The organism is Polynucleobacter sp. JS-JIR-II-b4 (genome assembly GCF_018687815.1).
Classification (GTDB): domain Bacteria; phylum Pseudomonadota; class Gammaproteobacteria; order Burkholderiales; family Burkholderiaceae; genus Polynucleobacter.
Genome location: NZ_CP061306.1, coordinates 1151322 through 1177933 on the forward strand (window position 1 = coordinate 1151322; position 26612 = coordinate 1177933).

Annotated in this window: 17 protein-coding genes; 7 read left to right on the top strand and 10 right to left on the bottom strand. The window is 45.7% G+C overall.

What is annotated here, in order from left to right; translation table 11 throughout:
• Window positions 1-38: 38 nt before the first annotated feature.
• Window positions 39-1175 (bottom strand): NAD(P)/FAD-dependent oxidoreductase, encoded by a 1137-nt coding sequence (locus ICV90_RS05865; RefSeq protein ID WP_215356973.1) that lies wholly within the window; start codon window positions 1173-1175, stop codon window positions 39-41.
• 100 nt (window positions 1176-1275) lie between these two features.
• On the opposite strand from ICV90_RS05865, the gene pgi reads away from it, so the two are divergent.
• Both pgi and ICV90_RS05875 read left to right on the top strand, forming a co-directional pair.
• Window positions 1276-2766 carry a glucose-6-phosphate isomerase gene (gene pgi, locus ICV90_RS05870; protein ID WP_215356981.1) on the top strand — a complete coding sequence of 497 codons (1491 nt, stop codon included), beginning with the start codon at window positions 1276-1278 and terminating at the stop codon, window positions 2764-2766.
• A gap of 44 nt (window positions 2767-2810) precedes the next feature.
• A complete protein-coding gene (locus ICV90_RS05875) occupies window positions 2811-4196 on the top strand; it encodes a phosphomannomutase/phosphoglucomutase (RefSeq protein ID WP_215356983.1) in 1386 nt (461 codons plus the stop codon).
• 54 nt (window positions 4197-4250) lie between these two features.
• On the opposite strand, the gene ICV90_RS05880 is transcribed toward ICV90_RS05875, so the two are convergent.
• Entirely contained in the window at window positions 4251-10616 is a 6366-nt protein-coding gene (locus ICV90_RS05880; RefSeq protein WP_215356985.1) for an autotransporter-associated beta strand repeat-containing protein, read from the bottom strand.
• 120 nt (window positions 10617-10736) lie between these two features.
• On the opposite strand from ICV90_RS05880, the gene ICV90_RS05885 reads away from it, so the two are divergent.
• The 5 genes from ICV90_RS05885 (at window position 10737) to ICV90_RS05905 (ending at window position 15235) form a co-directional block, all read left to right on the top strand.
• A protein-coding gene (locus ICV90_RS05885) for an IS3 family transposase (protein WP_215356987.1) occupies window positions 10737-11878 on the top strand; the annotation gives its coding sequence in 2 pieces (ribosomal slippage) (window positions 10737-11004 and window positions 11004-11878; 1143 coding nt in all).
• Window positions 11879-12535: 657 nt separating this feature from the next.
• Window positions 12536-13663 carry a quinolinate synthase NadA gene (nadA, locus tag ICV90_RS05890; protein ID WP_215356989.1) on the top strand — a complete coding sequence of 376 codons (1128 nt, stop codon included), beginning with the start codon at window positions 12536-12538 and terminating at the stop codon, window positions 13661-13663.
• Between the two features lie 35 nt (window positions 13664-13698).
• Window positions 13699-14553 carry a carboxylating nicotinate-nucleotide diphosphorylase gene (nadC, locus tag ICV90_RS05895; protein WP_215356991.1) on the top strand — a complete coding sequence of 285 codons (855 nt, stop codon included), beginning with the start codon at window positions 13699-13701 and terminating at the stop codon, window positions 14551-14553.
• Window positions 14554-14627: 74 nt separating this feature from the next.
• Window positions 14628-14918 carry a type II toxin-antitoxin system RelE/ParE family toxin gene (locus ICV90_RS05900; RefSeq protein ID WP_215356993.1) on the top strand — a complete coding sequence of 97 codons (291 nt, stop codon included), beginning with the start codon at window positions 14628-14630 and terminating at the stop codon, window positions 14916-14918.
• 8 nt (window positions 14919-14926) lie between these two features.
• Entirely contained in the window at window positions 14927-15235 is a 309-nt protein-coding gene (locus ICV90_RS05905; RefSeq protein ID WP_215356995.1) for an addiction module antidote protein, read from the top strand.
• 6 nt (window positions 15236-15241) lie between these two features.
• Here ICV90_RS05905 and ICV90_RS05910 read toward each other — a convergent pair whose 3' ends face one another.
• From ICV90_RS05910 to ICV90_RS05945, 8 genes are all read right to left on the bottom strand, one after another.
• Window positions 15242-16621, bottom strand: a complete 1380-nt coding sequence (locus tag ICV90_RS05910) for a TAXI family TRAP transporter solute-binding subunit (protein ID WP_215356997.1) — start codon at window positions 16619-16621, stop codon at window positions 15242-15244.
• 67 nt (window positions 16622-16688) lie between these two features.
• Window positions 16689-18347, bottom strand: a complete 1659-nt coding sequence (nadB, locus tag ICV90_RS05915; protein WP_215356999.1) for an L-aspartate oxidase — start codon at window positions 18345-18347, stop codon at window positions 16689-16691.
• 40 nt (window positions 18348-18387) lie between these two features.
• Complete coding sequence (locus ICV90_RS05920) at window positions 18388-18666, bottom strand: type II toxin-antitoxin system RelE/ParE family toxin (protein ID WP_215357009.1); 279 nt, start codon at window positions 18664-18666, stop codon at window positions 18388-18390.
• Complete coding sequence (locus ICV90_RS05925; protein ID WP_215357011.1) at window positions 18666-18893, bottom strand: ParD-like family protein; 228 nt, start codon at window positions 18891-18893, stop codon at window positions 18666-18668. The genes ICV90_RS05920 and ICV90_RS05925 overlap by 1 nt, the downstream gene beginning before the upstream one ends.
• Before the next feature lie 112 nt (window positions 18894-19005).
• Window positions 19006-21900, bottom strand: a complete 2895-nt coding sequence (gene fdhF, locus ICV90_RS05930; RefSeq protein WP_215357013.1) for a formate dehydrogenase subunit alpha — start codon at window positions 21898-21900, stop codon at window positions 19006-19008.
• 41 nt (window positions 21901-21941) lie between these two features.
• Window positions 21942-23744 (bottom strand): NAD(P)H-dependent oxidoreductase subunit E, encoded by a 1803-nt coding sequence (locus tag ICV90_RS05935; RefSeq protein ID WP_215357015.1) that lies wholly within the window; start codon window positions 23742-23744, stop codon window positions 21942-21944.
• Between the two features lie 203 nt (window positions 23745-23947).
• Window positions 23948-24172, bottom strand: a complete 225-nt coding sequence (locus ICV90_RS05940) for a hypothetical protein (protein WP_215357017.1) — start codon at window positions 24170-24172, stop codon at window positions 23948-23950.
• Between the two features lie 10 nt (window positions 24173-24182).
• Window positions 24183-26603, bottom strand: coding sequence for a DUF748 domain-containing protein (locus tag ICV90_RS05945; protein ID WP_215357019.1), 2421 nt, complete (start codon window positions 26601-26603; stop codon window positions 24183-24185).
• Window positions 26604-26612: the final 9 nt, after the last annotated feature.

The following is a 26612-nucleotide window of genomic DNA, read 5'->3' on the forward strand; positions in this document are numbered from 1 at the left end:
TCTGCTTACTGTGAATCACGGTTGATTCAAGCATCAGATTATAAAGAACTTTTGATTTGCCCTTCTAAATGCTTGGCAATCGCAAGGCTGGAGGTTAATCCGGGGGACTCAAAGCCATATAGATTAAAGAGGCCTTGAAGCCCATGTTCTTTAGGGGTGTTAAAACAAAAGTCGCCTGCCGGGGCATTAGGCGGGACTATTTTAGCCCTAACACCTGAATAATCGGGTTGTAATGCCTGGTCTTTTAGACCGGGCCAATAACGCCTTACTGCCTCATAAAAGCCATCACCCCTTGTGGGATTAACCGTGTAATCAATTTGATTTTCCTCGTGGATTTCAAGCCATTCCACATCGGGACCAAATTTAGCCTGTCCTCCCATGTCTAAAGTGAGATGCACCCCTAGACCACCAGGCTCGGGAATCGGATAAATCAAGTGATTGAATGGTGATTTTCCTGAAAGAGAAAAATAATTGCCTTTAGCAAAATAGGCTCTGGGAATTTGATCTTTACTTAATGATTGAATTTTTTGTGCCACTGCTGGTGCACTCATGCCCGCGCAATTAATCAGTAACTTTGTTTGAATGTGCATTCCATCCGTGCCACCAATTTCTAATTCAAAGCCATCTTTGGCATTGTCACCAATAGGCTTTGCGCTGATCAGCGGCGATTGATAAGCCACCATGCCGCCCGCATCCTCGAAGCCACCCAATAAGGAAAGCATAAATCCATGGCTATCCACAATGCCTGTACTTGATGACAGAATGGCTGCTACACAATGAAGCTGTGGCTCTAACTGTTTAGCTTCTTCACCAGAAATCATCTTGATCTCGGGCACACCATTATTTTGAGCTTTATATAAAAGGGCCTGCAGATCATCAATTTGGTTTGAATCAGTAGCCACGATAAGTTTGCCGTAAGGCTGCGTAGCTACTTGATGGCTCCGGCAGTACTCGTACAACATGCGATTGCCCTCAACACAGAGCTTTGCCTTTAGGGAATCTTTGGGGTAATAGATGCCAGCGTGAATAACCTCGCTATTGCGCGCGCTGCTGATCGTGCCAAAAGCGCTTTCTCGCTCTAGCAAAATCGTTTCTCGACCCTGCAGGGCCATTTCTCTCGCAACGGCCAGACCTACAACCCCGGCACCGATGACAACACAGTCGACTTGATCCATTTATCTGCCCAAGCCTTGAATTTTTGCTATTTGCATCCCGAAATCGTAACATTTTCAGTGTTTTAGTGGGTTTTGGGGTACTTCTTGATAAAATCTATAGATGTCTTCAAAACCAGCTGCAGATAACCCAAAAACCCTATTTAGCGCCCAAGATATCGTTTTAGATAGCGCTTATCAAGGCATTGATGCTGCCGGTTGGAAATCCCTCTTTAAGCAGGCTAAAGATGCGCATTTAGAGCAGTTTATTGCCGACCTATTCGCTGGCAAGCCAGTGAACAACTCTGAAAATCGTCCTGCCCTGCACTCTGCTCTGCGCAACCTTGACCAATCTCCCGTATTGGTAAATGGCAAAGATGTCATGCCAGACGTTGCTCAAGTTTGGCATCGTATTGAAGCCCTATGCAATAAGTGGGTTGGCGTCACTGATGTCATTCACATTGGTATTGGTGGATCTGATTTTGGCCCGCGCCTCGCCATTGAAGCCTTAGCCCATGTTCCCGATATTGAAAGTCGTGGCATGCGGATGCATTTCTTGGCGAATATCGATACCGCTGATTTAGCCCGCATATTGCAACGCGCTTTACCGCACAGCACCAAGGTCATTATTGTCTCCAAGTCCTTCACAACGCTTGAGACGACCATGAATGCACAGGCTGTGGTGAGGTGGCTTAAAAATAATGGTCTTACCGATAGTCAAGTAAGTAAATCACTCTTTGCTGTAACAGCAAACGTTCCTGCCGCAGAAGCATTTGGCATTGACCAAGACCACATCTATCCTTTTTGGGACTGGGTCGGAGGCCGTTACTCCGTATGGTCTGCCGTAGGTTTGCCAATTGCCCTGCAATATGGCTTTGATACCTTCAAGCAGCTCCTAGCTGGTGCTCAAGCAATGGATCAGCACTTTAAGTCTGCCCCTCTTGAGGAAAACATTCCGGTAATCATGGCGCTGAGCCTGCTTTATCAGCAAGAGAAACACAACATTAAATCTTATGCGGTTATTCCATATGCGGATGCATTGGATTGGTTTCCGAAGTGGTTGCAGCAACTTGATATGGAAAGTAATGGCAAGAGCGTCGATCGTGATGGCAAACCAGTCAAGTTCTCATGCCCAGTAGTCTTTGGTAGCTCTGGTAGCAATGCACAGCATTCCTACTTCCAGTTACTACATCAAGGCACCGAAGTCATTCCGATTGATTTCATTGCCGTACGTGAACCGATGAGTCATTTGCCAGAGGCCAAAGAACATCACCGCATCCTGTTGTCTAACTGCTTAGCTCAATCTCAGGCGTTGGCTAATGGCAAGAAGACTAATAATCCAAATAACACTTACCCTGGTAAACGCCCTAGCAACCTGCTGATCTTGCCTAAGCTCAATGCCTTCTATTTAGGGGCGCTTTTAGCGCTGTATGAAAATCGCACTGCTGTACTCGGTTCTTTGTGGAACATCAATAGCTTTGATCAACCGGGTGTGGAGCTTGGTAAAGTCCTTGCCAAGCCAATCGAGGCTGCCTTAAATAATGGTGGCTCTGCTCAGGCGGATTCCGGCATTGATGAAGTAACGGCCGCCCGCATTAATTTATTTAATCAATAGTTTTTAATAGTTCTAGCCTCAGTCTAGACATCGAAAGAACGCTCATGGAACTCTCTCCTTCAATTTTCAAAGCTTATGACATTCGGGGCATTATTGATGAAACCTTAGATCCATCGATAGCCAAACTTATTGGTCAAGCGTTTGGAACGGGGATGCGTGAGCTAGGTGAAACCGAAATTGTGATTGGTCGCGATGGTCGCCTATCTGGCCCTAGCTTAATTGAGGCCTTGACTGAAGGATTGCTTTCTACCGGCATTAATGTCATTGATTTAGGAATGGTTGCAACACCAATGGTTTACTTTGGCGCCAATCAAACACTAAATGGCAAGAAACCAAAATCCGGAATCATGATTACCGGTAGCCATAACCCACCAAATTACAACGGATTCAAGATGGTTCTGGGTGGTGCCGCAATTTATGGCGATCAAATTCAGGCATTGCGCAAACGCATTGAAGCTAAGCAATTTGCTATTGGTCAAGGTGCACGCAGCACATTTGATATTTTTCCAATGTACCTAGAGCGCATTGTGAGCGACGTTAAGTTAGCTCGTCCCATGAAGATTGTTATCGATTGCGGTAATGGTGTTGGTGGCGCATTTGCTGGCAAACTCTTTAGAGCCCTAGGATGTGAAGTACAAGAGCTCTTTTGCGAAGTGGACGGTCATTTTCCAAACCACCATCCAGATCCAGCCCATGTTGAGAACCTGCAGGACTTAATTAAGAACTTACAAACTACCGATAACGAATTGGGTCTTGCCTTTGATGGTGATGCAGACCGCTTAGGCGTGGTAACCAAAGACGGTCAAATCATCTTCCCAGATCGCCAAATGATGCTATTTGCCAAGGATGTACTTTCACGCAATCCTGGTGAGAAGATTATTTATGACGTGAAGTGCACACGCAACCTAGCCACCTGGGTTAAGCAACATGGTGGTGAGCCACTCATGTGGAAAACGGGGCACTCCTTAGTTAAGGCCAAACTTAAAGAAACGGGGGCTCCTCTTGCAGGTGAAATGAGCGGTCACATATTCTTCAAAGATCGTTGGTTTGGTTTTGATGATGGACTTTATACTGGTGCGCGTTTACTTGAGATCCTAAGCAAAGAGAAAGATCCAAACAAAACCCTCAATGATTTGCCGAATGCAATTTGCACCCCAGAGCTACAGCTTACCTGCATAGAAGGTGAACCGTTTACCATTCTTAAACAAATCAAAGCCAATGCCAAATTCCCAACATCTGAGTCCATTAATACTATTGATGGTGTACGGGTTGAATATGCCGATGGTTTTGGTTTAGCTAGACCCTCCAATACCACCCCGGTTGTAGTCATGCGCTTTGAGGCTGATAGCGAAGATGCGATTAAACGCATTCAAGGCGAATTTAAGGCGGCCCTTTTAGCGGCTAAGCCTAGTGCAAATCTGCCATTTTAATTAGCCTCAATACTCGAGAAAAAAATAACTTACTGCGCCACTTGGTGCAGTAAGTTACCTAGGTGATTGATCGCAGTTTGTTGTTGAATTGTTGCAATTCTGCTCTTTGGTGCTCTTATCTGCTGGTTTATCAGACTTGGATGCATTAGAACTGCCGGCCTCTGCTGATGCGCCGCTTGCTCTCTGGGCCGATTGCTCATCGCCTGAAGCATTTGTAACATCAGATGCTCCAGAAGTGGTATTCCGAAGAGCCTTTTCATCCTTTGCCACCTCAGTGAGTGATCCAGCCTTATTGGATAGCTTCTCACCCACCTTATCGTCCTTGACTACTTCAGAGTAGCTTGCAGCACGAGTTGAGCCGCCCATAGCAACCTCTACAGTGCCAGCAGAGCCAGCTTTAGGAACCTCAAAGTTTGTATTGTTCATAATGCCTGAGAGAGCCTTGGCCACATCTGCAATACCCGAAGAAGCATTATTGCTAGCTTTTTTCGCAATGGCAGCTGGTGGAGCAACTGCTACTTTCTGCTCTGCTAATTGTGCCGCCGCCAGTTGATCTGCTGCCATCTGCGCTGATAACTGTGCCGCTGCCAGCTGATCTGCTGCCAACTGCGTTGCAATTTTCACAGCAGTCAAAGAGTTTGCAAATGCGACTGACGTCCATTTTCCTGCGGGCAATAAGGGGGATGCTGTACTTCCATTAAAGAGTGCTGGCCCATTAAAGATCAATGTATCCAAACCATTGCCATTGGTGAGAGAGTACGTGCCATTAGTTGCCTTAAACAGATCAAATGAAATTTTTGCGTTGACATCATCAACTGTAAATGTCATTACATTAGAAGGCGCATTTGGGTCCGCAGTGAGAGTTGCTGAGCGATAGTCTTGATTAGAGAAGGTGTTGACCTCCCCCTTAAGATTAATGGCGCCGATGTAAACACTTGGATTTGTACTCTGCATAGTTAATAGGTTAATCGAATAGAGCGGCTTGATTTTTCCGATTGCAGCACTAAATGTAATCTCAGGTGCAGTAAATCCAGCATCTGCAGGTGCGAGTTGTGTAATTGCGGCTGTATATAGAGAGTGAGTATTTAGAACTAAATCATCTACGGTACCAGTAAAGGTTATGCTCGGATCAATAGAGATAAATGTTCTGGCAAAAATTGGATTTAGAAGAATTGGCGCAGGCTTTAGCGGATCAATAGCAACGAATCGAGACAGATAATATTCATATAGAGCGCCTTTGACTCCATTGTCGCCAATACTTACCGCTCCATTATAAGTTTGAGTTGAGCGTGTTAAAGCATCAGCAAGCATGTAGATCTTTCCTGCATTGATAGTTAAATTATCGAGCGCAGAAGTTAATGGCAAACCAGAGACTGCAGTGGTGATAGTGGTTATACCGACGCTACCATTGATCGTAACAAGGCCCGTACCAGCATTAATAGTCAATGAAGCAGGTGTTGCAGCGGAGCTGATAATCATTCCATTGAAGGTAATTGGACTATTTGTTGTGGTGATCGTAATTGTTCCTGGGACAATGACGTTACCCGTAGGATTCAGGCTTACGGTATTGTTAAAAAGCTGTGAGCCTATAGAACGAATATCACCTACAAGGGTGATGGCGCCATTTACAGTCAAATTATTCAGCGCCACTGTTAGATCCGCAGTCATACCAAGAGATCCACCAGCAGTATTTAACACACCACTACCTAGTGCAGAAGCGTTGCCCAAAATCAAGGTGGCTCCAGTTGCAAGTGTTGTATTACCTTGGTATGTATTGACGCCAGATAAGGTTTGTACGCCACCGTTAATAAGAACGCCCCCCGTTCCAGAAATAACGCCGCTAAAGGTATCTAGCGCATTAGTGAGGGTTAAATTTTTAGCGCCTAAGACGAGTCTACCGATATTAGCACCCGACAAACTGACAAGTGAAGCGCCAGATGTTGCAGAGATATCTAGCACAGCATTCAGAGATAGCTTGCTTGAATTAGCAATGCTTCCAGCGCTTCCTAATATTAAAGATCCCGCAGAGACTATAGTTACACCAGAGTAAGTATTTGCGGAGGTCAATGTGAGGCTGCCAAGTCCTAGCTTGGTTAAAGAGCCTCCAACGCTATTTAAACTTGTAACAAAAGTAATGTTTTGACTATTTGTGTCGATCTTGTATTGCTGATTGGCGGTAGTGCTAAAACGCAATGAGTAATCGATAGTATTTTGAAGTGTGTACTGCAATGTGCCACCATTGAAGCTAATAATACCAACTGAGCCAATTGCACCTAACGATCCTAAAGAAAGCGTACCACCGTTAATAGTTGTTGTACCAGTGTAGGTATTAGCACCAGACAGAGTCTGAGTGCCTGTTGTTAATACGAGGTTGCCAGTGCCAGAGATGATGCCGCTAAAGGTATCAGCAGCATTGCTGATGGTGAGAGTCTTGGTACCCAATACGACTGAGCCGGCATTGCTACCCGCTAGGCTAATGATTGAAGCCCCGCTCGTTGTAGCGCTGATATTGAAGATGGCGTTATCAATGATGCTAGACGATGCTGCGATGGCGCCTGAACCACTTAAGGCCAAGGTACCACCGTTAATAGTTGTTGTACCAGTGTAGGTATTAGCACCAGACAGAGTCTGAGTACCAGTAGTTAATACGAGGTTGCCAGTGCCAGAGATCACGCCGCTGTAAGTGCCGGCTGCGTTACTAATGGTTAAGGTGTTGGCGCCTAAGATGGTATTGCCACTGCCAGTCAGAGCGGTAACGGTAGCACCACCGCCAGTAGAGTTGGTGATATCAAAAGTAGCATTATTGATCACACCACTAGAGCTGGCAATCGAACCTGAACCACTTAAGGCCAAGGTACCTGCTGAGATAGTGGTAGTACCAGTGTAAGTATTAGCGCCTGTGAGTACAACAGTACCAGCACCAGTCTTGGTAATGTTAAAGCCACCAGAGATCACACCTGATAAGGTGAGCGTATCACCAGCATTAGTCAAGAAGATGCTGTCTGCAGTTAAGGTGATATTGCCTGCTAAGGAGCTGGTGACATCTTTGAGTGTTCCGCCATTGAGCGTAATGGCTTTAGCGCCGACTGTGACACCTTGTAGATCCAAGGTAGCGCCATTAGCAACCGTTACCGCCCCGCCACTCACGCTACCTAAGCCAGTGTTATTGGTGATGATTAAAGTACCACCGTTAATAGTTGTTGTACCAGTGTAGGTATTAGCACCAGACAGAGTCTGAGTGCCTGTTGTTAATACGAGGCTGCCAGTGCCAGAGATGATGCCGCTAAAGGTATCAGCAGCATTGCTGATGGTTAGGGTGTTACCGCCCAAAGCCAAGGAGCCAGCACCAGTTAAGCTAGCTAAGGTAATTGCATTACCAGTACCGCCTAGGTTATAGCTAGCACCTGATGCCACAGTGACAGCAGTACTGGTTGATAAGCTACCAGAGACCGTTAAAGTGCCGCCATTGATTGCAGTAGCACCAGTGTATGTATTGTTACCCGATAATGTGTAAGTGCCAGCGGAGATGGTCAAGCCGCCAGTACCGGAAATCACGCCACTAAAGGTACCTGCGGCATTAGCTAACGTTAAGGTATTTGCGTTTAGTGTGACATTACCAGCACCAGTTAAAGCAGCAATTGCATTACTTGCAGCTAAGTTATAAATAGCGCCATTGGCTACGGCTACGGTGGTGCTATTCGATAAGCTACCGGAGACAGTAAGCGTACCGCCATTGATATTGGTGTTACCAGTAGCGGTATTGGCGCCTGATAAAGTCAGAACTCCGGTGTTAACTCCGGCATACCCAATAGCACCGTTGTAGTTCAGAGCAGCAGATCCACCAATGACGCCAGTGATGCTGCTGGAGGCGGATTTGGAGTTGATGGAGAGAGTAGTTGCAACAACTGATCCGCCGATATTGACTGCGCCGTTACCAGTAGTAATCGTAACAGCGGTTGCTCCAACTCCACCGCCAGTCAAAATAAAGGCAGAACCTTGATTGCTGCTCAATGTATATAGCTGCGCACTTGAGCTAGCATTTGTGAACGTGTTAATCACTGAACTACCAACGCCATCTTGGTAAACCGTGGTGGAAGCGCCAGCAGAAAGTAGTAAGGAAGTCGCCTGATCATTGAAGCCATTGGAATACAACAAGGCCCAGGTTGGACTAGACGAATTGCTTGAATTAGCAAATGTCACTACACCGGTATAGGTAAATGTTCCACCGCCTGCATTGTAGAAAGTCACGGATGGAGGTGTTGAGCTGCCACCAACAGCTCCTGCAATAGTGATTGCTCCGTTAGCTATTGTTCTAAGGTTGGTATCTTGATTTAAGGTGAGGTTCCCGCCGAAGGATTGAGCACCCGCCGTTGTGACGTTGCCGGTCAATGTTGTAGTTTGTGCTGTAGCTAGGGCGGCACCAGTAATAGTGAGTGAGCCCAATGCGGTTGAGCCGCCCACGTTATTAGCAAAAGTAACTGCGCCACTGCCGTTGGTAATAGTCAAACTCTCGGCACCAGTTGTTCCATCAACAGTGGAATTGAATATCACCGCAGCATTAGTATTAGCTCCGCCAGCATTTAAAGTGCTTAAGGCGGTGTTAGCGCCTAAGGTCAATGCTCCGTTATAAGTTTGGTTACCAGCAGTATTAATAGCTCCATTTAAGGCACTAGTTCCCGTGACATAGAGGTTCGATGTATTGGCACTATTAGTAATAGCTGCACCAGTAGCCATGCTTAGGCTTGAGCCCAAGGTGACGGTTCCGTTAAAGGCTAGATCAAGAGTTCCAGATGAACCAATACCAACCGCACCTGTACCTAGCGCATTGCCACTACCGGCACTAATTGTTCCGGCAGTAATCGTAGTACCGCCGGTATAGGTATTGTTACCGGAGAGTGTTTGTGTGCCTGCTCCATTTTGGATCAAGGCAACAGTACCAGATCCATTTTGAATTACACCGCCATAATTGGTTGCAGCATTACCGCTACCTACAGTAATGATCTGTGTGCCAGCAACTGAAGTAGTAATTGTGCCGCTTGTGCCGGCCAATGAAGCTAAGCTTGGTGAATAGCCATTAAGATCTAAACTACCATTTATAGTAGCTGCAGAGCTTATACCTACAGCGCCTGCATTTCCTAGCTTCAGGCTTGAACCAGAATTAATCGTGGTAGCACCACTATAAGAATTAGCCGCGCCGAGGGTCAAGCTACCACCACTACCGCTAATCGTGATGGCACCAGTACCCGAAATTGGGGTCGAGAACGTCACAGCATTGGTATTAGTAAAGTTGATAGTGCCGTTATCGGTAATCGCAACAGCGGCAATTGGAGTAAGACCAGACATAGCATTGCTATAGGCAACGGTAGCGCCAACCGGAATAACGATGGTTGCTACGTTACCCAAGGTTGGTGTAGCACCAGTGATATTGGTTATTCCTAGCGTGCTTGTAGTTGTCCAGTTTGAACCTATAGACCATAAACCCCCTGCACTACCGGTGTAAGTAACTGAAGAGAGCTGCCCAATGGTTACTGGTGCATTAGTAGCATTTAGAGTTGGCAACTGATAGTTGCTTGCAGTACCAACACAGCCGATACCAGAGCAATTACCCAAAGTGATAGCTGTGATGTATTTATTAGCAGTAACCACATTGATATCGCTAACGGTCGCAGAGCTATAAGTTAATGTTTGGCCAGCGATGCCAGTATTAATAGTGACAGCACCTGCACCAAGAGTGTTGTTGCCGTCATAGGTTTTAGTGGCAGATAAAGATACTGTTAAAGCATTAATAGTAGCCGGCGCATTAGTTGCATTTAAAGTTGGTAACTGGTAGTTGCTTGCTAAACCTACGCAACTTACACCGGTACAGTTGCCTAATGTAATAGCGCTAATATATTTATTAGCTGTTGCAACGTTAGAGTCGCTTGCAGTAGCTGAGCTATAAGTTAATGTTTGGCCTGCGATACCAGTATTAACAGTGACAGCACCTGCACCAAGAGTGTTGTTGCCGTCATAGGTCTTCGTGGCAGATAAGGTCACTGTTGCAGCGTTAATAGTCAGGCCGTCATTCGCGCTAAAGCTAGAGCCTGGTAATACATAGTTACTTGCTGCTGTTGTGCCAGTACCACCAGTCAGGGCCAAGGTACCTAGGCTCACATACTTATTGGCAGTAGCGACGTTGGCATCACTAGCTGCTGCAGTACCTAAAGTAAAGTCGATCACTGCCCCACCGACACCAGTAATACTAATTTGTGGTTTAGTCAGTGTGGTGGTGCCATCGTAGGTCTTGGTTGCAGCGACTGTAGCAGTAGCAGCGTTAATAGTCAGGCCGTCATTCGCGCTAAAGCTAGAGCCTGGTAATACATAGTTACTTGCTGCTGTTGTGCCAGTACCACCAGTCAGGGCCAAGGTACCTAGGCTCACATACTTATTGGCAGTAGCGACGTTGGCATCACTAGCTGCTGCAGTGAACTGACCTGATTTTTAGTACCACTCCAGAAGAGAGGATTGTTGATAATCTCTCACCTTAAAGGAGTGCTAAATATGGCAAAAGGTCAACGTCTTAAACCCGAACAAATCGTCACCTTATTGCGTCAAATCGATGTTTTAACCACCAATGGCAAAACCTTAGCTCAAGCTTGTAAAGAAGTGGGAACGGTTGAGCAAAGCTACTATCGCTGGCGCAAGATCTATGGTGGTATGAAGGTCGATCAGGCAAAGAAGTACAAAGATCTGGAACTGGAAAATACCCGGCTTAAGAAGCTCGTAGCGGACTTATCACTACGAGAGGTGATGCTCAAGGAAGTCATTAAGGGAAACTTCTAAGCCCTACTAGGCGTAAAAATGCAGCGCAGCTGCTCATGGACCAGCATTCTATCTCTGAGCGGACTGCCTGCAGTTTAGTGGGGCTATCCAGAGCAGCTTATCGCTATATGCCACTGCCTAAAGATGACGAAGAGCCGCTGAGAGCCGAAGTCATCCGCATGGCTAGCACCTATGGCCGGTATGGCTATCGATTTATTGCTGGGATGATGCGTAATAGCGGCTGGGGACAAGCGACTACTGCAAAGGTCGCTCGCATCTGGCGGCAAGAAGGCCTAAAGATCCCACAAAAGCAAGCTCCTAGAGGCAGACTCTGGTTTAACGATGGCAGTTGCATGAGGCTAAGAGCTACTGCCCCCAATCATGTTTGGAGTTACGATTTTGTCTTTATTAGAGATGCCTATGGGGGCAAGATCCGCATGCTCACGATGATTGATGAATACACCCGAAAGTGCCTAACGATCCACTGCGCTAGAAGGATTGGATCGGTCCAAGTGATTGAACAACTGGCAAACGCCATGATGATCCATGGTATCCCGCAATATATTCGATCGGACAATGGCCCAGAATTTATTGCTAAAGAGCTGCGGAGTTGGTTATCTGGTATTGGAGTGAAAACCGCTTACATTGAACCAGGGAGCCCTTGGGAGAATGGCTTTTGTGAAAGCTTTAACGGCACCTTCAGAGACAACCTTTTGGATGGGGAGATCTTTTACAACCTTAAAGAAGCCCAGATCATCGTGGGGGAGTGGGTCAAGCACTACAACCATGTCAGGCCGCATAGTGCATTAGGTTACAGGCCACCAGCACCCCAAACCCAAGTACCCAAACTATTGCAGAATCAACCCATGTTGCTGCAATGATTTACTATAGAAAAACTCTCTTTGGTAGTGGATCTAAATTGACAGCAGTTCAAAAATATATGCGCAATATATGTGAAGATAGTTTTTAACTCATCATTTCAACGCAATAAATTAGTGTGAAAAATTTCATGATTTCTCAATCAAATTAGAGCGTATTTTTTGTTGAAATTTAATTCATTTTTCTGTATCGAAAAAAGGGGATATGAGACATCTCATTGGGTGAATTTTTCATCTTTTATTAGCGAAAATTTAGATACGAAAATAAGATAAATTTACCTTCAAATTAATATGAATTTTTTTGTAATTTTTTGATGAAAAATGGATCAATATTGAGATGAAATGAAGTCATCATTTTTTACAATTTATTGATGTAATTTAGGGTCTTTTTTCCAGGTCATTATTTATGTTTAATTAGCAAATAATTTCGTACTATTTATTGATATTTTTTGAAGAAGTAATCCACAAAAATTTTGGTTTTTATAAACGCAAAGCTAAGATTTATGGCTAATAAAAACTATGTGTTTAGCATTAATTGTTTGCTTAATATCTGAAATGAATTCCAACTCATTCATATCCCACCCTCGATGGATTCTGGTGGTGAAATTACCTCTAAATAAGAGTTTGAGAGAAAACTGAGCAGACAGGTTAAGATTTCGTATGAATTCAACTGTCAGCACCCCAATTGCCTTTGATTACCCACAGCAAAATGCTGCTGGAGCTACATGCACTGCCCAAGCTTGGGCTAAGACACCCCCTCAACTGCACGGAGACGAAAAAGCGGCTGTCATTGCTCGCATTAAAAAGCTCTTAGTTGAAAAAGACGCCACCTTAGTTGCCCACTATTACGTAGATGGTGACATTCAAGATTTAGCCTTGGAGACTGGTGGTTACGTTGCGGACTCTCTAGAAATGGCTCGCTTTGGCAAGAATCACCCTGCCAAGAACTTAGTAGTAGCGGGCGTGCGCTTTATGGGTGAATCCGCCAAGATTCTAAGTCCTGAAAAGCGCGTGTTCATGCCAGACTTAGATGCAACCTGCTCTCTGGATTTAGGTTGTGATGCCACTGACTTTGCTGCATTTAGAGCTCTACACCCTGATCGAACAGTTGTGGTCTATGCCAATACTAGTGCTGCAGTAAAGGCTCAAGCCGATTGGATGGTAACGAGCTCCTGCGCTTTGGCGATCGTCCACCAACTGAAGTTAGAGGGTAAAAAGATTCTCTGGGCACCTGATCGTCACCTAGGTCGCTATATACAAGACCAAACTGGTGCAGATATGCTCCTCTGGAATGGCGCATGCATTGTTCATGATGAATTCAAGGCCGTGGAGCTCGAAATGCTCAAAGCAGCCCATCCAAATGCCATGATTTTGGTTCACCCTGAATCGCCACAAGCAGTAGTTGACCTTGCGGACGTTGTAGGCTCAACCTCTGCCATGATTAAGGCGGTAGTAGAGGGCACTGCGAGGGAATATATTGTTGCAACGGATAACGGTATCTTGCATCGCATGCGTCAACTAGCTCCCGATAAGAAACTGATTGAAGCTCCTACCGCTGGCAATAGTGCAACCTGTAAGAGCTGCGCTCACTGCCCTTGGATGGCTATGAATGGCTTACAAGGAATCTTAAGTTGTCTAGAGAATGCTTCCGGGGAAATTTTAATTGATGAGTCTATTCGGGTAGAAGCATTGGGCTGCATTGACCGCATGCTCGACTTCACCAAAAATCATCCTGACCTCTTAGCCAAAGCGCAGCATGGTTTCGTGAAGAATATTGGTGCAGCTTAGTTTTTTAAATTCTTTTCATTTTTTGATCGATCTTCATGTTTGAATACAACGAAACCTTAGAGCAAGCACGTCAACGCAATATTCATGACGCACTCATGGAAGATATCGGCACAGGAGATTGGACTGCTAAGCTGGTACCAAGCAAACCTGTTCATGCACAGTTAATTGTTCGCCAAGAAGCAGTCCTTTGTGGTGTAGATTGGTTTGAAGGCACACTCAAAAAGCTTGACCCTAAGGCAAAGGTAACTTGGCATTACCTTGAGGGCGATTTAATGAGGCCCGACACCAAGGTCTGTGACATTGAAGCCGATTCTCAAGCCCTACTCTCTGCTGAGCGCACCTGTATTAATTTTTTACAAACCCTTTCTTGGACTGCCAGCATTACGCGACAGCACGTTGATGCAATTGCGGGGGCTAGCCCCAATCCTAAAGGCTGCGCTGTACTGGATACACGCAAGACGGTTCCGGGATTACGCCAGGCTCAGAAGTATGCAGTACTAGTGGGTGGTGGTAAGAATCAACGTTTAGCTCTCTGGCACGGCATTCTCATTAAAGAGAACCACATTGCTGCTGCTGGTAGCGTTACTGCAGCATTAAAGAATGCACAAGCATTAAATGCCGGGGTGGATATTCAGATTGAAGTGGAAAATTTTGCTGAGCTTGAAGAGGCCTTAGCTGCCGGGGCTAAGAGCATCTTGGTCGATAATTTCAAAACCGATCAAATGAAGCAGGCTGTTGCGATTACTGCTGGTCGCGCTTTACTTGAAGCCTCCGGCGGCATCAATTTAGATCAAATGCGCGCCATTGCCAGCACTGGCGTTGATCGCATCTCTCTTGGTAAGTTAACCAAGGATGTGCATGCGGTTGATTTCTCGATGCGTATTCTTTAATTTTTTCAGTAAATTGACAACTAAATTATAGATTTTCCTACAGAGTTAATGTATCCTATGGGCTACATTAATGCATGCATGAAATAAGGAAAACAGAAGAATTTAAGTCCTGGTTAGATTCCCTTAATGATTTGATGGGGAGGGCAAAAATTCAAGCCAGAATTAAACGTTTGGCTGAAGGCAATTCAGGAAATACAAAATCCGTTGGCAGCAAAGTCTTTGAGATGAAGATTGATTTTGGACCCGGCTATAGGATTTATTACACAAAACACCAGAGCGCGATATATCTATTACTTATCGGTGGCGATAAAAGAACTCAGAGCAAAGATATTCAGATAGCAAAATATTTGGCAAAACACATATAGTGAATGAGATGAAAAAAACAGTTACCAGCCCTTATGATGTAGCAGAACATTTGCGCACCCCCAAAGAAATGTCTCTTTATCTACAGGCGTGTATTGAGGAATCCAACGGAGACGCAGCGTTTATAGCAAAAGCGCTTGGTGACATAGCGCGTGCTAAAGGAATGGCCCAAGTCGCCAAGGAATCTGGACTCTCAAGAGAAAGCTTATACAAAGCCCTATCTGGTGATCGCATCCCGGGCTTTGATACGGTATTAAAGGTACTTACAGCCCTTGGCCTTAGCCTGCACACAAAACCAATTAGTAAGATTCGTGCTTAACTTACCTTAACCTTCTCTGCCCCTGTATATCAACTGCTTCTCGAGCGCATTACGAATAAATTCAATATTGTTTCTCAGACTATAGCATTCAGCAGTTGCTAGCTTTGCTGCTTTTGATTTGAGAATCCTGCGTTCCATCTCATTGAGCACCTCAATATATTCGCCACGGCGAGTTGGATCAAAACTTTCAATCGTATTTTTCTCAAATTTATCCAGCTCTTTATAGATTGAATTAATTTGCTTCTTGGCAAGATTGGTTCTGTAAGTAGGAATCGATTTGATAATGGGATAAGCAAAAGCAGCAAAAGGAAGTAGCAGGAAGAACATACGCTCCAAGAACTCTGCTAGCCAAAATGGCAAATACTTCATCAAAGTCGGAGTGCCCTTTTCATAGAAAAAATTTGCCTCATCACTTAAAGGGGCTTCAGTATTCATATAAGCTGGAAATTCTCCTGTTTTAGCAAAATAGGATTTATTGCCGTTAATTTCTCGAGCAGCCTCTAGAAATAAAACTTGAATCGCCGGATGCATGCGGTTATCAATTAAGAGATTAGTTGTAGTAGAGATCAGCTCAATAGGATGATCCGGTATATTTTTCCCGAGATCAAAACCGCCCATGGGCACGGTTACCTCCTCAAAGTAAGGCAATAAACGTGTGTAGGCGTCAGCACGCGTGAATGAAGCTAGTTTAATTCCTGGATTTTTAATGAGTCTTTGCACATTTGGTGAATCAAAACCATCCACCAAAATCACAGCATCAATTTCGCCACGCTCTAAGGCACTAACGCCTTCAGCATTCCCAAGGCTAAGCAAATTAGGGGCATCACCTTTTAGGCCATTGAGTTTAAATATTCCGAGAGCCTGCGTACGTGTTCCACTCCCCACCGGGCCAATATTGATTTTGAGCTTAGCGATATCTCTATCGGAAACATGAATACTTTCGTTGAAAGCATTCTTTCGGTAAAACATCCAAACTGGCTCATAGTCAACACTACCAAGGGATTCCACGCCAGAGAGATTATCAACGGCAATCATTCCACCCTGAACAAGGGCTGCTTGAATTGGATCTTTTCGATCAATAAGATGTTGAAGATTTTCTTTCGAGCCGTGGGTCTCCACTAATTTAAGTTCAATCCCTTTTTTCTCAAAGTAGGCCTTATATTTTTCACCCAATACTTTGTAGGAGCCACCGGTACCGGTTGCCATTAATACTTTATTGGGTGGCGCAGGCTTTGCAAACCAAATCAGAACAGAAAGAGCAAGAATTAATAAGATAACAAGTGGCCAGACCTCTCGCAAAGCGCCGAACCAATTCTTGATTTCATCTGCCGCCGTTTGATAAACGGCAGAGATATGTTCGCTGACTTCTTCTTTAAAACTGGCCATATCATTCCTCTGGAGATGTGGCTAGCTTATCACCAAAAACTCTGCTTAGAGGAATTAGAGCAGCCTTTTAGGCTTGTGAATCGCCCTCAGCGCCCTCTGCTTGAGGGGTTAAGATGGTTGGATAGGACACCGCCCAAGTACCAGGGTAGTCGCGGCTGTAATGTAGTCCGCGACTTTCTCTGCGCATCAAGGCTGAGCGCACGATTAGCTCAGCACATTCCAGTAGGTTTCTGAGCTCGATCAGGTCACGTGTTACTTTAAAGTTAGCGTAGTACTCTTGGACCTCGTAGCGTAGTAGCTTGATCCGATGTAGTGCTCGCTCTAAGCGACGATTCGTTCTCACGATACCAACGTAATTCCACATCAGAGAGCGCAGCTCATCCCAGTTATGGGCAATAACGACTTGTTCATCGGCATCCTCAACCTGGCTCTCATCCCATAAAGGTAGGGGCGGCATCACCGGGGTCTTAAGATTGGAGATGTCTTCTGCGGCAGCCTTGCCAATGACTACGCACTCTAACAATGAGTTGCTTGCCAAACGATTGGCGCCATGCAACCCAGTGTAGGTTGCCTCACCAACTGCATAGAGTCCTGGTAGATCGGTGCGGCCCTTAAGGTCGGTCACTACACCACCACAGGTGTAGTGTGCAGCAGGCACCACTGGAATAGGTTCTTTAGTGATATCTAAACCAAGACTCATACAACGTGCATAAATCATCGGGAAATGCTCTTTAATAAATGCTTCACCCAGATGTGTGGCATCTAGATGAACATAGTCCAAGCCGTGCTTCTTCATTTCAAAGTCGATGGCTCGGGCAACGATATCGCGCGGAGCCAACTCATTTCGGTCATCATGCTCTGGCATAAAGCGGGTGCCATCAGGCAACTTCAGCAAACCACCCTCTCCACGCATTGCTTCGGTTATCAGGAAGGTGCGATCGCTTGGGTGGTACAGGCAAGTCGGATGAAATTGAATGAATTCCATATTGCCTACGCGACAACCCGCTCGCCAAGCCATGGCAATACCATCGCCAGTAGCAGTATCTGGATTACTGGTGTAGCGATAAACCTTTCCAACGCCACCTGTAGCCAATACTACTGACTTTGCTTCAATGGTTTCAACGCGATTATTTTTGATATCGAGTGCATATACACCATAGCAACGATTGGGTTTAGTGCGTTGCGTCTTAACATCTAACTGACGATTGGTAATGAGATCGAGTGCAATCCAATGCTCCAAGATCTGGATATTTTTATGGGCTCTCGCTTTATCCAAGAGCACTTCATGAATGGCTTTACCGGTTGCATCTGCAGCATGCGCAATACGGCGATGACTGTGTCCGCCCTCACGCGTTAAATGTAAACCCATAGGTCCAGATTTATCCTCTGTGAATGGAACACCCTGCTCGACCAACCAACGAATCGCATCAGCGCTTTCTTCAGCGATATAGCGCGCAGTAGACTCGACCACGAGACCGGCACCCGCATCCAAAGTGTCGGCCACATGAGAATCAATGCTGTCATGCTCTTTGTCGACAACGCCAACAATGCCACCTTGTGCCCAAGCTGTAGCAGCCTCACCTAAGCCTCGTTTGGCCATCAGAATGACCGGCTGAGATTCGGCCATATGTAAGGCGACAGTCAGTCCAGCTAATCCAGCCCCAATAATCAGGACAGGAAGCTCAGGGTTTGCAGTGGTGTTTTGGGAGGGTTTAGAACTTGCCATAGGGGGTTCATTCTAAAGGTCGTCAGGGATATTCGCTTATTTATCGCTTAATGTCTCGGTAGAAGTTTTCATGGGAGCCTATGGACTCCAAGTAAATTAGCCTTAGACCGTCATCTATTGAATATCCAAGTAAATAAAGCTGATTGCTACTTCTAAACTTAAATACCCATAATTCAGACAAGTCGCCCTTCTTTTTTTCCCCTATCGTGGGTTTTTTAGCCACCTGGACTACAGCGTCATCAACATCCTTAGCGGTTTTGTCATTTAATTTTTTGTATTGTCTTAGGAATCGGCGTGTTTGATAAACGTCATACGCCATTAAAGCTTCCTGGTGCGAGGGATAAATGGGGTTGATTGCTCCCTAGGCTCAGCCAATGACGCAAGCGACTCCATAATGAAAGCAACCGGCAAGTCTGGATTATCAATTGCTGCCCTACCCACTTTTGCCCAAAACTCGATTTGCCCAGCAATAGTTCGATGCTCTACCTTGGCCTCAACCTTGGCCATCTCATAAAGATCATCATCAATTCTTACTGGCATACCCATTTTGACCCCCTTTCCTCAATTTTACTACAAAAGTAGTAAATAAGAAAGTAGGGTCTAAATACAAAAAGGCTTCTTGTGGAAGCCCTTTTATGATTTAGTAGAACCGTAGTCGCTATACGTTAGACGTTACCTTGGATCCACCTGGGGCATTCGTGCCGTATCCCATAATCTTTGCTGCTTCACCGCCTTTGGCCAGCTTCACAGCGCAATACTTAAACTCTGGAATCTTGCCAAATGGATCTAATGCTGAATTGGTGATCAAGTTAGCCGCCGCCTCGTAGTAAGCAAACGGAATAAAGATCACGCCCCTTGGTGTGCCGTCATCTCTTCTCACGTGGATGCCCACATCACCACGACGGGACTGAACGGTGATCACATCGCCAGCCGTAACGCCTAACTGGGTCATATCCTCGCCATTCATCGATACAGTAGCCATAGGCTCAATCGCATCGAGCACTGTAGCGCGGCGTGTCATGCTGCCAGTGTGCCAATGCTCCAACTGACGACCAGTAATCAATACAAATGGGTACTCAGCATCAGGACGTTCATTCGCTGGAATGATGTCAGCAGGAACCAGTTTTACCTTGCCATCTTTGGTATCAAACTTGTCATCAAACACGATCGGACGACCTGGATCTTCAGCAGATAAGCATGGATAAGTAACGCTGGATTCTTTTTCTAGGCGATCCCAGGTAATACCGTTGATGGCACCATGCATTGCTTGACGCATTTCGTCATAAACCTCAGCAACACCGGCATCAGGACCTTGGTAATTCCAGTTCAAGCCCATGCCTTTAGCGATTTGCTGAATAATCCACAAGTCAGGCTTTGCATCGCCAGGGGGATTAATGGCTTTCTTGCCCATTTGGACCATACGGTCAGTATTGCTTGCGGTACCAACCTTCTCTGGCCAAGCGCTAGCTGGCAATACGACGTCAGCGAGCAATGCTGTTTCCGTCATGAAAATATCCTGTACAACTAAGTGCTCTAAAGCTGCCAACGCATGACGTGCGTGATTCAAATCTGGATCACTCATCGCAGGATTTTCACCTTCGACATACATTCCACGAATCTTATCCGGATCGGAATCGGGTGCAGTGATCTTATGCATGATCTCCACCACGGTATAGCCAGGTTTTTTATCTAATGGCGTACCCCAGAATTTCTCAAACCAAGCATGTGCTTCTGGATTATCAACACGCTGATAATTCGGGAACATCATCGGAATCAAACCAGCATCACTGGCACCCTGTACGTTGTTCTGACCACGCAATGGGTGCAATCCAGAACCAGGCTTACCAATTTGACCGGTGATGCTAACCAAGGCGATTAAGCAGCGGGCATTATCGGTACCGTGCACGTGTTGACTTACGCCCATGCCCCACAAGATCATCGCAGATTTGGTGGTGGCGAACTCTTTGGCCACTTCACGCAGGGTTTCTGCTGGAATACCGCAGATTGGCGCCATTGCTTCAGGGCTATAGCCTTTGATATTTTCTTTTAACGCTTCAAAATTGTTTGAACGATTTTGAATAAAGTCTTTATCAACCAAGCCCTCTTCAATAATCGTGTAGATCATGGCATTGAGCATCGCCACATCAGTGTCTGGCTTAAATTGCATTGTGCGCCATGCGTGCTTGCTAATTTCTGTCGCGCGAGGATCGCACAAGACGATTTTGGCACCACGTTTGGCAGCATTCTTAAACCAAGTAGCTGCAACTGGATGATTTGCAGTTGGATTGGAGCCAATCAAGAAAATTAAGCTGGAATGCTCAACATCATTAACCTGATTACTTACCGCACCAGAGCCAACACCTTCGAGAAGTGCTGCTACAGATGATGCATGACAAAGACGTGTGCAGTGATCTACGTTATTGCTACCAAAACCGGTACGAACCAACTTTTGGAAGAGATAAGCCTCTTCATTACTGCCCTTGGCAGAACCAAAGCCCGCCAATACTTTTAAGCCGTGTTGATCTTTTAACTTCTTGAGGCCTCCAGCAGCAAACTCCAAAGCCTCCTCCCAAGTAGCCTCGCGGAAGATGTCGGACCAGTCTTGTTTGCCTTCAAGGATAGACTCATCCTTTGGAACACCCGCTTTACGAATTAATGGTTTGGTGAGGCGTTGTGGGTTGTGGATGTAGTCCATGCCAAAACGGCCTTTAACGCAAAGGCGATTGTGATTGGCTGGGCCATCGCGACCTTCAACGCTGACAATTTTTTCATCTTTAACGTTGTAAGTAATTTGACAACCAACACCACAGAATGGGCAAACGGAGTCTACTTTGCGATCAACCGTTTGGGAACCAATCAAGCCTTTTGGCATCAATGCGCCAGTTGGGCAAGCTTGTACACACTCGCCACAGGCAACGCAAGTACTGTCGCCCATCGGATCGTTTAAGTCGAACACGATTTCACTATGACCGCCACGCATAGCGTAACCGATCACATCATTTACTTGCTCTTCACGACATGCGCGTACACAACGATTACATTGAATACATGCATCCAAATTCACAGCCATCGCTGGATGTGAAATATCGTTACTCACTTTGTCACGACGCAACACCTTGAGTTCTGGGCGAACAGTGACATCCATTCGGGCAGCCCAAGTACTAAGCTCACCATGTTGGTTCTTTTGCTCTTCTTCTTTGCTATCGCCCACCCACTTAAAACCTTCATCAGGCATATCGGAGAGCAACATCTCGAGAACTAACTTTTGACTCTTTACAGCACGCTCACTATTGGCCTTAACTTCCATTCCTGGTGTGGCACTTCTGCAGCAGCTTGGCGCTAAAGTACGTTCGCCATTAATCTCCACTACGCAAGCACGGCAGTTACCGTCTGGACGATAGCCATCTTTAAAACACAGATGCGGAATATCAATCCCGTGTCGCTTAGCAGCTTTGAGAATCGTTTCGCCTTCATACGAAATGATGGTCTTGCCATCGAGCTTGAACTCAACGGTTTGTAATTCGAGTTCTTTTGGATTTGTTGGTGCGTTCATGTTTGTCTCGTTATTCCCTGAATATTGTTTAAGCGACTTCCTTATGCAACTTCTTCAGGGAAATATTTATGAATACAACGAATAGGATTTGGGGCAGCCTGACCTAGGCCGCAAATAGACGCATCTACCATCACAGTTGCCAAGTCTTCTAAAGTTTCTTGATCCCACGACTTTGCTTGCATCAACTTAGCTGCCTTACCAGTACCTACGCGGCAAGGCGTACATTGACCGCAGCTCTCATGCTCAAAGAAATGCATGACGTTGAGCGCCATATCGCGCGCCTTGTCTTTATCACTAAACACCATGACAGCGGCAGAGCCAATAAAGCATCCGTATGGCTGCAAAGTATCAAAGTCCAGAGGAATATCATTCATGGTCGCAGGCAAAATACCGCCTGATGCACCACCAGGCAAATAGCCGTAGAACTTGTGACCATCTTGCATGCCGCCACAGTACTCATCAATCAATTCTTGAATCGTGATACCGGCAGGTGCCAACTTCACGCCAGGCTTGTTCACGCGTCCGCTAACGCTAAAGCTACGCAAGCCCTTGCGATCATGACGACCGAATGAACTGAACCATTCTGGTCCGCGCTGAACAATGTCACGCACCCAGTACAGAGTTTCAAAGTTGTGCTCGAGCGTCGGTCTACCAAATAAGCCGACTTGAGCGATGTACGGTGGACGCATACGCGGCTCACCGCGTTTACCTTCAATACTTTCAATCATCGCGGATTCTTCACCGCAGATGTAGGCGCCAGCGCCACGACGTAGTTCAATGCTCGGTAATTTGAATGGCGGATTGGCTTTGAGTTTTACTAATTCAGCTTCAAGCAACTCACGGCAGCCGTGGTACTCATCACGCAAATAGATGTAGCAAGCATCAATACCAACCACGCTTGCGGCAATGAGAAGCCCCTCTAAAAAACGATGTGGATCGCGTTCTAAGTAAGTGCGGTCTTTAAATGTTCCTGGCTCACCTTCGTCGATGTTCACTGCCATCAATTTAGGGGCAATCTGATCTTTAACAATGCGCCACTTACGACCCGCTGGGAAACCTGCGCCACCTAAACCACGTAAGCCAGAGCTTTCCATCGCCTTGATGATGCTTTCAGCATCTTTCTTGCCTTCGAAAATCTCTTTGGCCAAAGCGTAACCGCCTTGAGCACGATAAGACTCGTAACCAACATAGTCAGGAGAAACAGCCTGCATCTCACCCTGGGGAGATATGCCCTGCTCCGCTAAAGCAGCAGGATCAAAGACGGCATCATCTTTAGCCATTGGCTGAGTGGTCAACTTGTTATTAACGGCTGCTTGTACTTTGTCTGTAGTTGCAAACAGAACTGGATATTGATGAACTACTGCAACAGGGGCTTGCTCGCAACGCCCTACACAAGGAGCTGCAGCAACTTTGATATTAGGATTACCTAAAATGCTTGGCAACTTGGCTAATAGATTTTGTGCTCCAGCTAACTCACAGGCAATGCCATCACAAACACGAATAAGAATGTCTGCTACTGGATCATTGCCACGCACTACTTCAAAGTGATGATAGAAAGTTGCTACTTCATACACCTCTGCCATCGGCAGATTCATTTCCTTAGCTAATGCCACTAAATGACGATCATGCAAAGCGCGATACTCATCATTAAGCTTGTGAAGATTTTCAATTAATAGATCACGACGATGTGGCGCGTTACCAATAAGCTGACGAACTTCAGCAACGGAAATATCATCAGCCTGGCGACCTTTTAACTTACTTTTACGGCGAATGGTTTCCCTCAAATCATCTGCGGTTGCAACGGCAACTGCTTTGACTTCTCCAGAAGGCTTTGGATGATTCATAGTTCGTAGTCTCTAATTTTCTATTTATTGCTATTTTGTACTCAGCACCAATGCAGAGCCTTATCCCACTTTGCGCATCAAAAAACCCTGCTAAGCCAAATACTTAGCCGGTCATCAATACGCAAAATAACGCATAATTTTGGGTTATTTAAGGTCCTATGTCCTTGACGGCGCTCAAGGACTTTAACTAAGGGTTTACCCTACTATAGGAGGGATGGTGAAGGCTTATCGCCAGGAGGCATTGAGTAGTCCAACTTGCGCTCATACAGTCGGGCTTTGTAGCAATCCTGGTAGCCCTTACTACCGATTTGCCAGCCAATCGAAGTACAGTCGTCCTGAGCAGCTGATTCAATGGAGCCGCAGCCTACTAGGCCAAGGCTAGCAATCAATGAGATGACGGAAATAATGCGCAATTTTGTTGAATTCATGACCTCAAGTCTACTTGATTCTGATCTCAACATCGAGAGGTATACCCTCTTTTCCTGCCTCTACAGTCTTCACGTCTCCCAGCTGAATACGCTCCTTAAGGCTGGGGTCAGCCTTAACCATGAATCCAAAGGCCGTCTTCGCCCTACTTTTTGCCAATTCTTTAAGCTCGGCATCAGTGATCTCTATTCCAGCAATCAACTCCTCATGCAGTTGCTCATTGCGCTTCTCGCCATCTGGGAGTGTCAAAAGACGTTGGCCAAGCTTAATGCGCCCTATGTATTGGGCATATGCCGCCTTCAGGCCTGACTGTACTTTCGGATCTGTAAATGATGGGGTGGGTACTGGCTCACCGGGGGCCAACTTAAATCCAGCATCAATCAATATCGCTGCATCGGCTTTAGCCCGGGCAAGCGCCTGTTTATCTTGTACGGGGTCGTAAGTGCCGATGATCTCTAAGCTCGAATTCGGGCGCTTTACTAGATACTCGCCAAATTTTTCTAGGCGATCTTGATCTGCAACCAGAAAGACTGCTTCTCCAGGCACTGCATTAACACCCTCTTCGCCACCCATTCCTAAAATAGATGCAAGGGCTCTAAACGGTGCTGTTGCTACGTTTGTTAGAACATTACTAATGGCCTGCCAAACCAACCCACTGGCACTAAATTCTGGGGAGTCAACATTGCCTGCGATGCGAACCGTGACGTCAATCGTGTCATCAGAGTCTTCTAACAAAGCAATTGCTAAGCCTAGTGGTAATTTTTTGCCAGTAAAGTCCGTCACCTCATCACCCAGCACCACCTTCTTAATAATGATCTGATTACTTCCGTTGAGTTCGCCATCTTTGGATTTGTAATTGAGATTGAGGTTTAGTCTTCCACTGGTAATTTGATAGCCTGCGAATGTCATGACTGCAGGATTGAAGGCAGTCAGCGGAAGGTTTCTAAAACTCATCAAGATGTCATGATTACGTCGTGGGTCATCAAATGATGCCTGACCTTTTACTCGCATACTTCCCGAGCCAGCAACAACGCCATCCATCGCCACAGTGGCAAATCGACCAGGAGTATTGCTGACCCCCAAAAGGGTGGCATTGAATTTCTTCACATCCACCTTAAAATTAGGACGCATCGCCATATCCGAAAAGTACACTTCCCCATTTTTCAGAAGAGTAGATCGAATATCTAAATTAAATGTGGAGGGAGTACTTACCTTAGACCCAGCTACAGGCTCGGACTTTAATTCTGTTGTTGGCTTAGCAAATAACCTTCTAAAGTTTGAGAAGCCTTCTTCATTAATTTCAAATTGCAGGGTTGGCGCATCAATGGCCAACTCATCTATCGCGAGACTATTTTTGGAACCTTGTTTTGACTTAACGGATTGATATTCAAATTGATGAATATCTGCCATCTTCCAAACAATCAGTGGATTTTTTTGCCCTTTTTCTAGTATTGCTAAGTCTGCAATATGAATATCGCCCGCAACCGAATCAGTCTCACCGCCTATCTTCACGATTAGATCGCCATTCATCAAGCCACTGGTACCGATGAGCTCTTTATTAGCTGGCAATAGAGCGACGATTGGCGAGGTTGCAAGACTGTGAATCTCTAACTTGCCATTAACTGACTTCGAGCTGGTATTGAAATCCCAGTGTGAGCGTATCTCACCCTCATCTAGCCTCAAGTTGAGCTGCGCACCTAAGTTATCTGGCTGAGGATTATCTAATCCACCTGTAATAGCAACATGGCGATACGCAATATTTTTATTGATTCCAGGTATTAATAACTGCAAGGCACCAAGATTAAAGTCGTATTGACCACGGACCCCGGTTACCAAACCATTCTTATCGTAATTTGCTACATCAAGCAACCTCATCGTAAACGGGTTGAGTGATTCTTTTAATTTGCTCGAATCATCCACCAAACTTAAAGAAGCTGAGCTGACGATAAATTCATCGATCGATATTTTGAGAGGCTTCTTGAGCTCCTTGGGATCTGTAGGAGGCATCGCCTTTTCAATGGCAGCAATTAATTCCTGCCAATTCCAGGACCCTGCGTGCATGCCCTTAGGTAGATTCTTCTCGACCAACACTTTAGGCTCTTCCAGCAAAATCTCATCAAAGCCCAGCTCCCCTATAGCCAGCTTTGTCCACTTGAGGGTAATTGCTAGCTTTTTAAATTCCAGTAATTTAGAACCACCCTCTTTTGCCAAGTGGAGGCCATCAAGCTCCACCCTCAGCCGCAATGGAGAAAGACTGAGGTCTTGATAGGAGATCTCATAACCAATCGTGTTGCCATATTCAGTTAGGGACTTTTTAATCAACCCAGGCAACAACAATTGGCTTCCCAACCAAAATAAGGCGGCTATCAGAATAAAAAGCCCCACTAGACGCAGAGACCATCGCTTTATTCGGGGGTTTGTGAGGGAAAGCATCTACTTGTC

What these genes read in the sequence shown, in the direction of transcription:
- ICV90_RS05865 (WP_215356973.1), bottom strand. Translation starts at nt 1,175, where the DNA reads ATGGATCAAGTCGACTGTGTTGTCATCGGTGCCGGGGTTGTAGGTCTG.
- pgi (WP_215356981.1), top strand. Translation starts at nt 1,276, where the DNA reads ATGTCTTCAAAACCAGCTGCAGATAACCCAAAAACCCTATTTAGCGCC.
- ICV90_RS05875 (WP_215356983.1), top strand. Translation starts at nt 2,811, where the DNA reads ATGGAACTCTCTCCTTCAATTTTCAAAGCTTATGACATTCGGGGCATT.
- nadA (WP_215356989.1), top strand. Translation starts at nt 12,536, where the DNA reads ATGAATTCAACTGTCAGCACCCCAATTGCCTTTGATTACCCACAGCAA.
- nadC (WP_215356991.1), top strand. Translation starts at nt 13,699, where the DNA reads ATGTTTGAATACAACGAAACCTTAGAGCAAGCACGTCAACGCAATATT.
- ICV90_RS05900 (WP_215356993.1), top strand. Translation starts at nt 14,628, where the DNA reads ATGCATGAAATAAGGAAAACAGAAGAATTTAAGTCCTGGTTAGATTCC.
- ICV90_RS05905 (WP_215356995.1), top strand. Translation starts at nt 14,927, where the DNA reads ATGAAAAAAACAGTTACCAGCCCTTATGATGTAGCAGAACATTTGCGC.
- ICV90_RS05910 (WP_215356997.1), bottom strand. Translation starts at nt 16,621, where the DNA reads ATGGCCAGTTTTAAAGAAGAAGTCAGCGAACATATCTCTGCCGTTTAT.
- nadB (WP_215356999.1), bottom strand. Translation starts at nt 18,347, where the DNA reads ATGGCAAGTTCTAAACCCTCCCAAAACACCACTGCAAACCCTGAGCTT.
- ICV90_RS05920 (WP_215357009.1), bottom strand. Translation starts at nt 18,666, where the DNA reads ATGGCGTATGACGTTTATCAAACACGCCGATTCCTAAGACAATACAAA.
- ICV90_RS05925 (WP_215357011.1), bottom strand. Translation starts at nt 18,893, where the DNA reads ATGGGTATGCCAGTAAGAATTGATGATGATCTTTATGAGATGGCCAAG.
- fdhF (WP_215357013.1), bottom strand. Translation starts at nt 21,900, where the DNA reads ATGAACGCACCAACAAATCCAAAAGAACTCGAATTACAAACCGTTGAG.
- ICV90_RS05935 (WP_215357015.1), bottom strand. Translation starts at nt 23,744, where the DNA reads ATGAATCATCCAAAGCCTTCTGGAGAAGTCAAAGCAGTTGCCGTTGCA.
- ICV90_RS05940 (WP_215357017.1), bottom strand. Translation starts at nt 24,172, where the DNA reads ATGAATTCAACAAAATTGCGCATTATTTCCGTCATCTCATTGATTGCT.
- ICV90_RS05945 (WP_215357019.1), bottom strand. Translation starts at nt 26,603, where the DNA reads ATGCTTTCCCTCACAAACCCCCGAATAAAGCGATGGTCTCTGCGTCTA.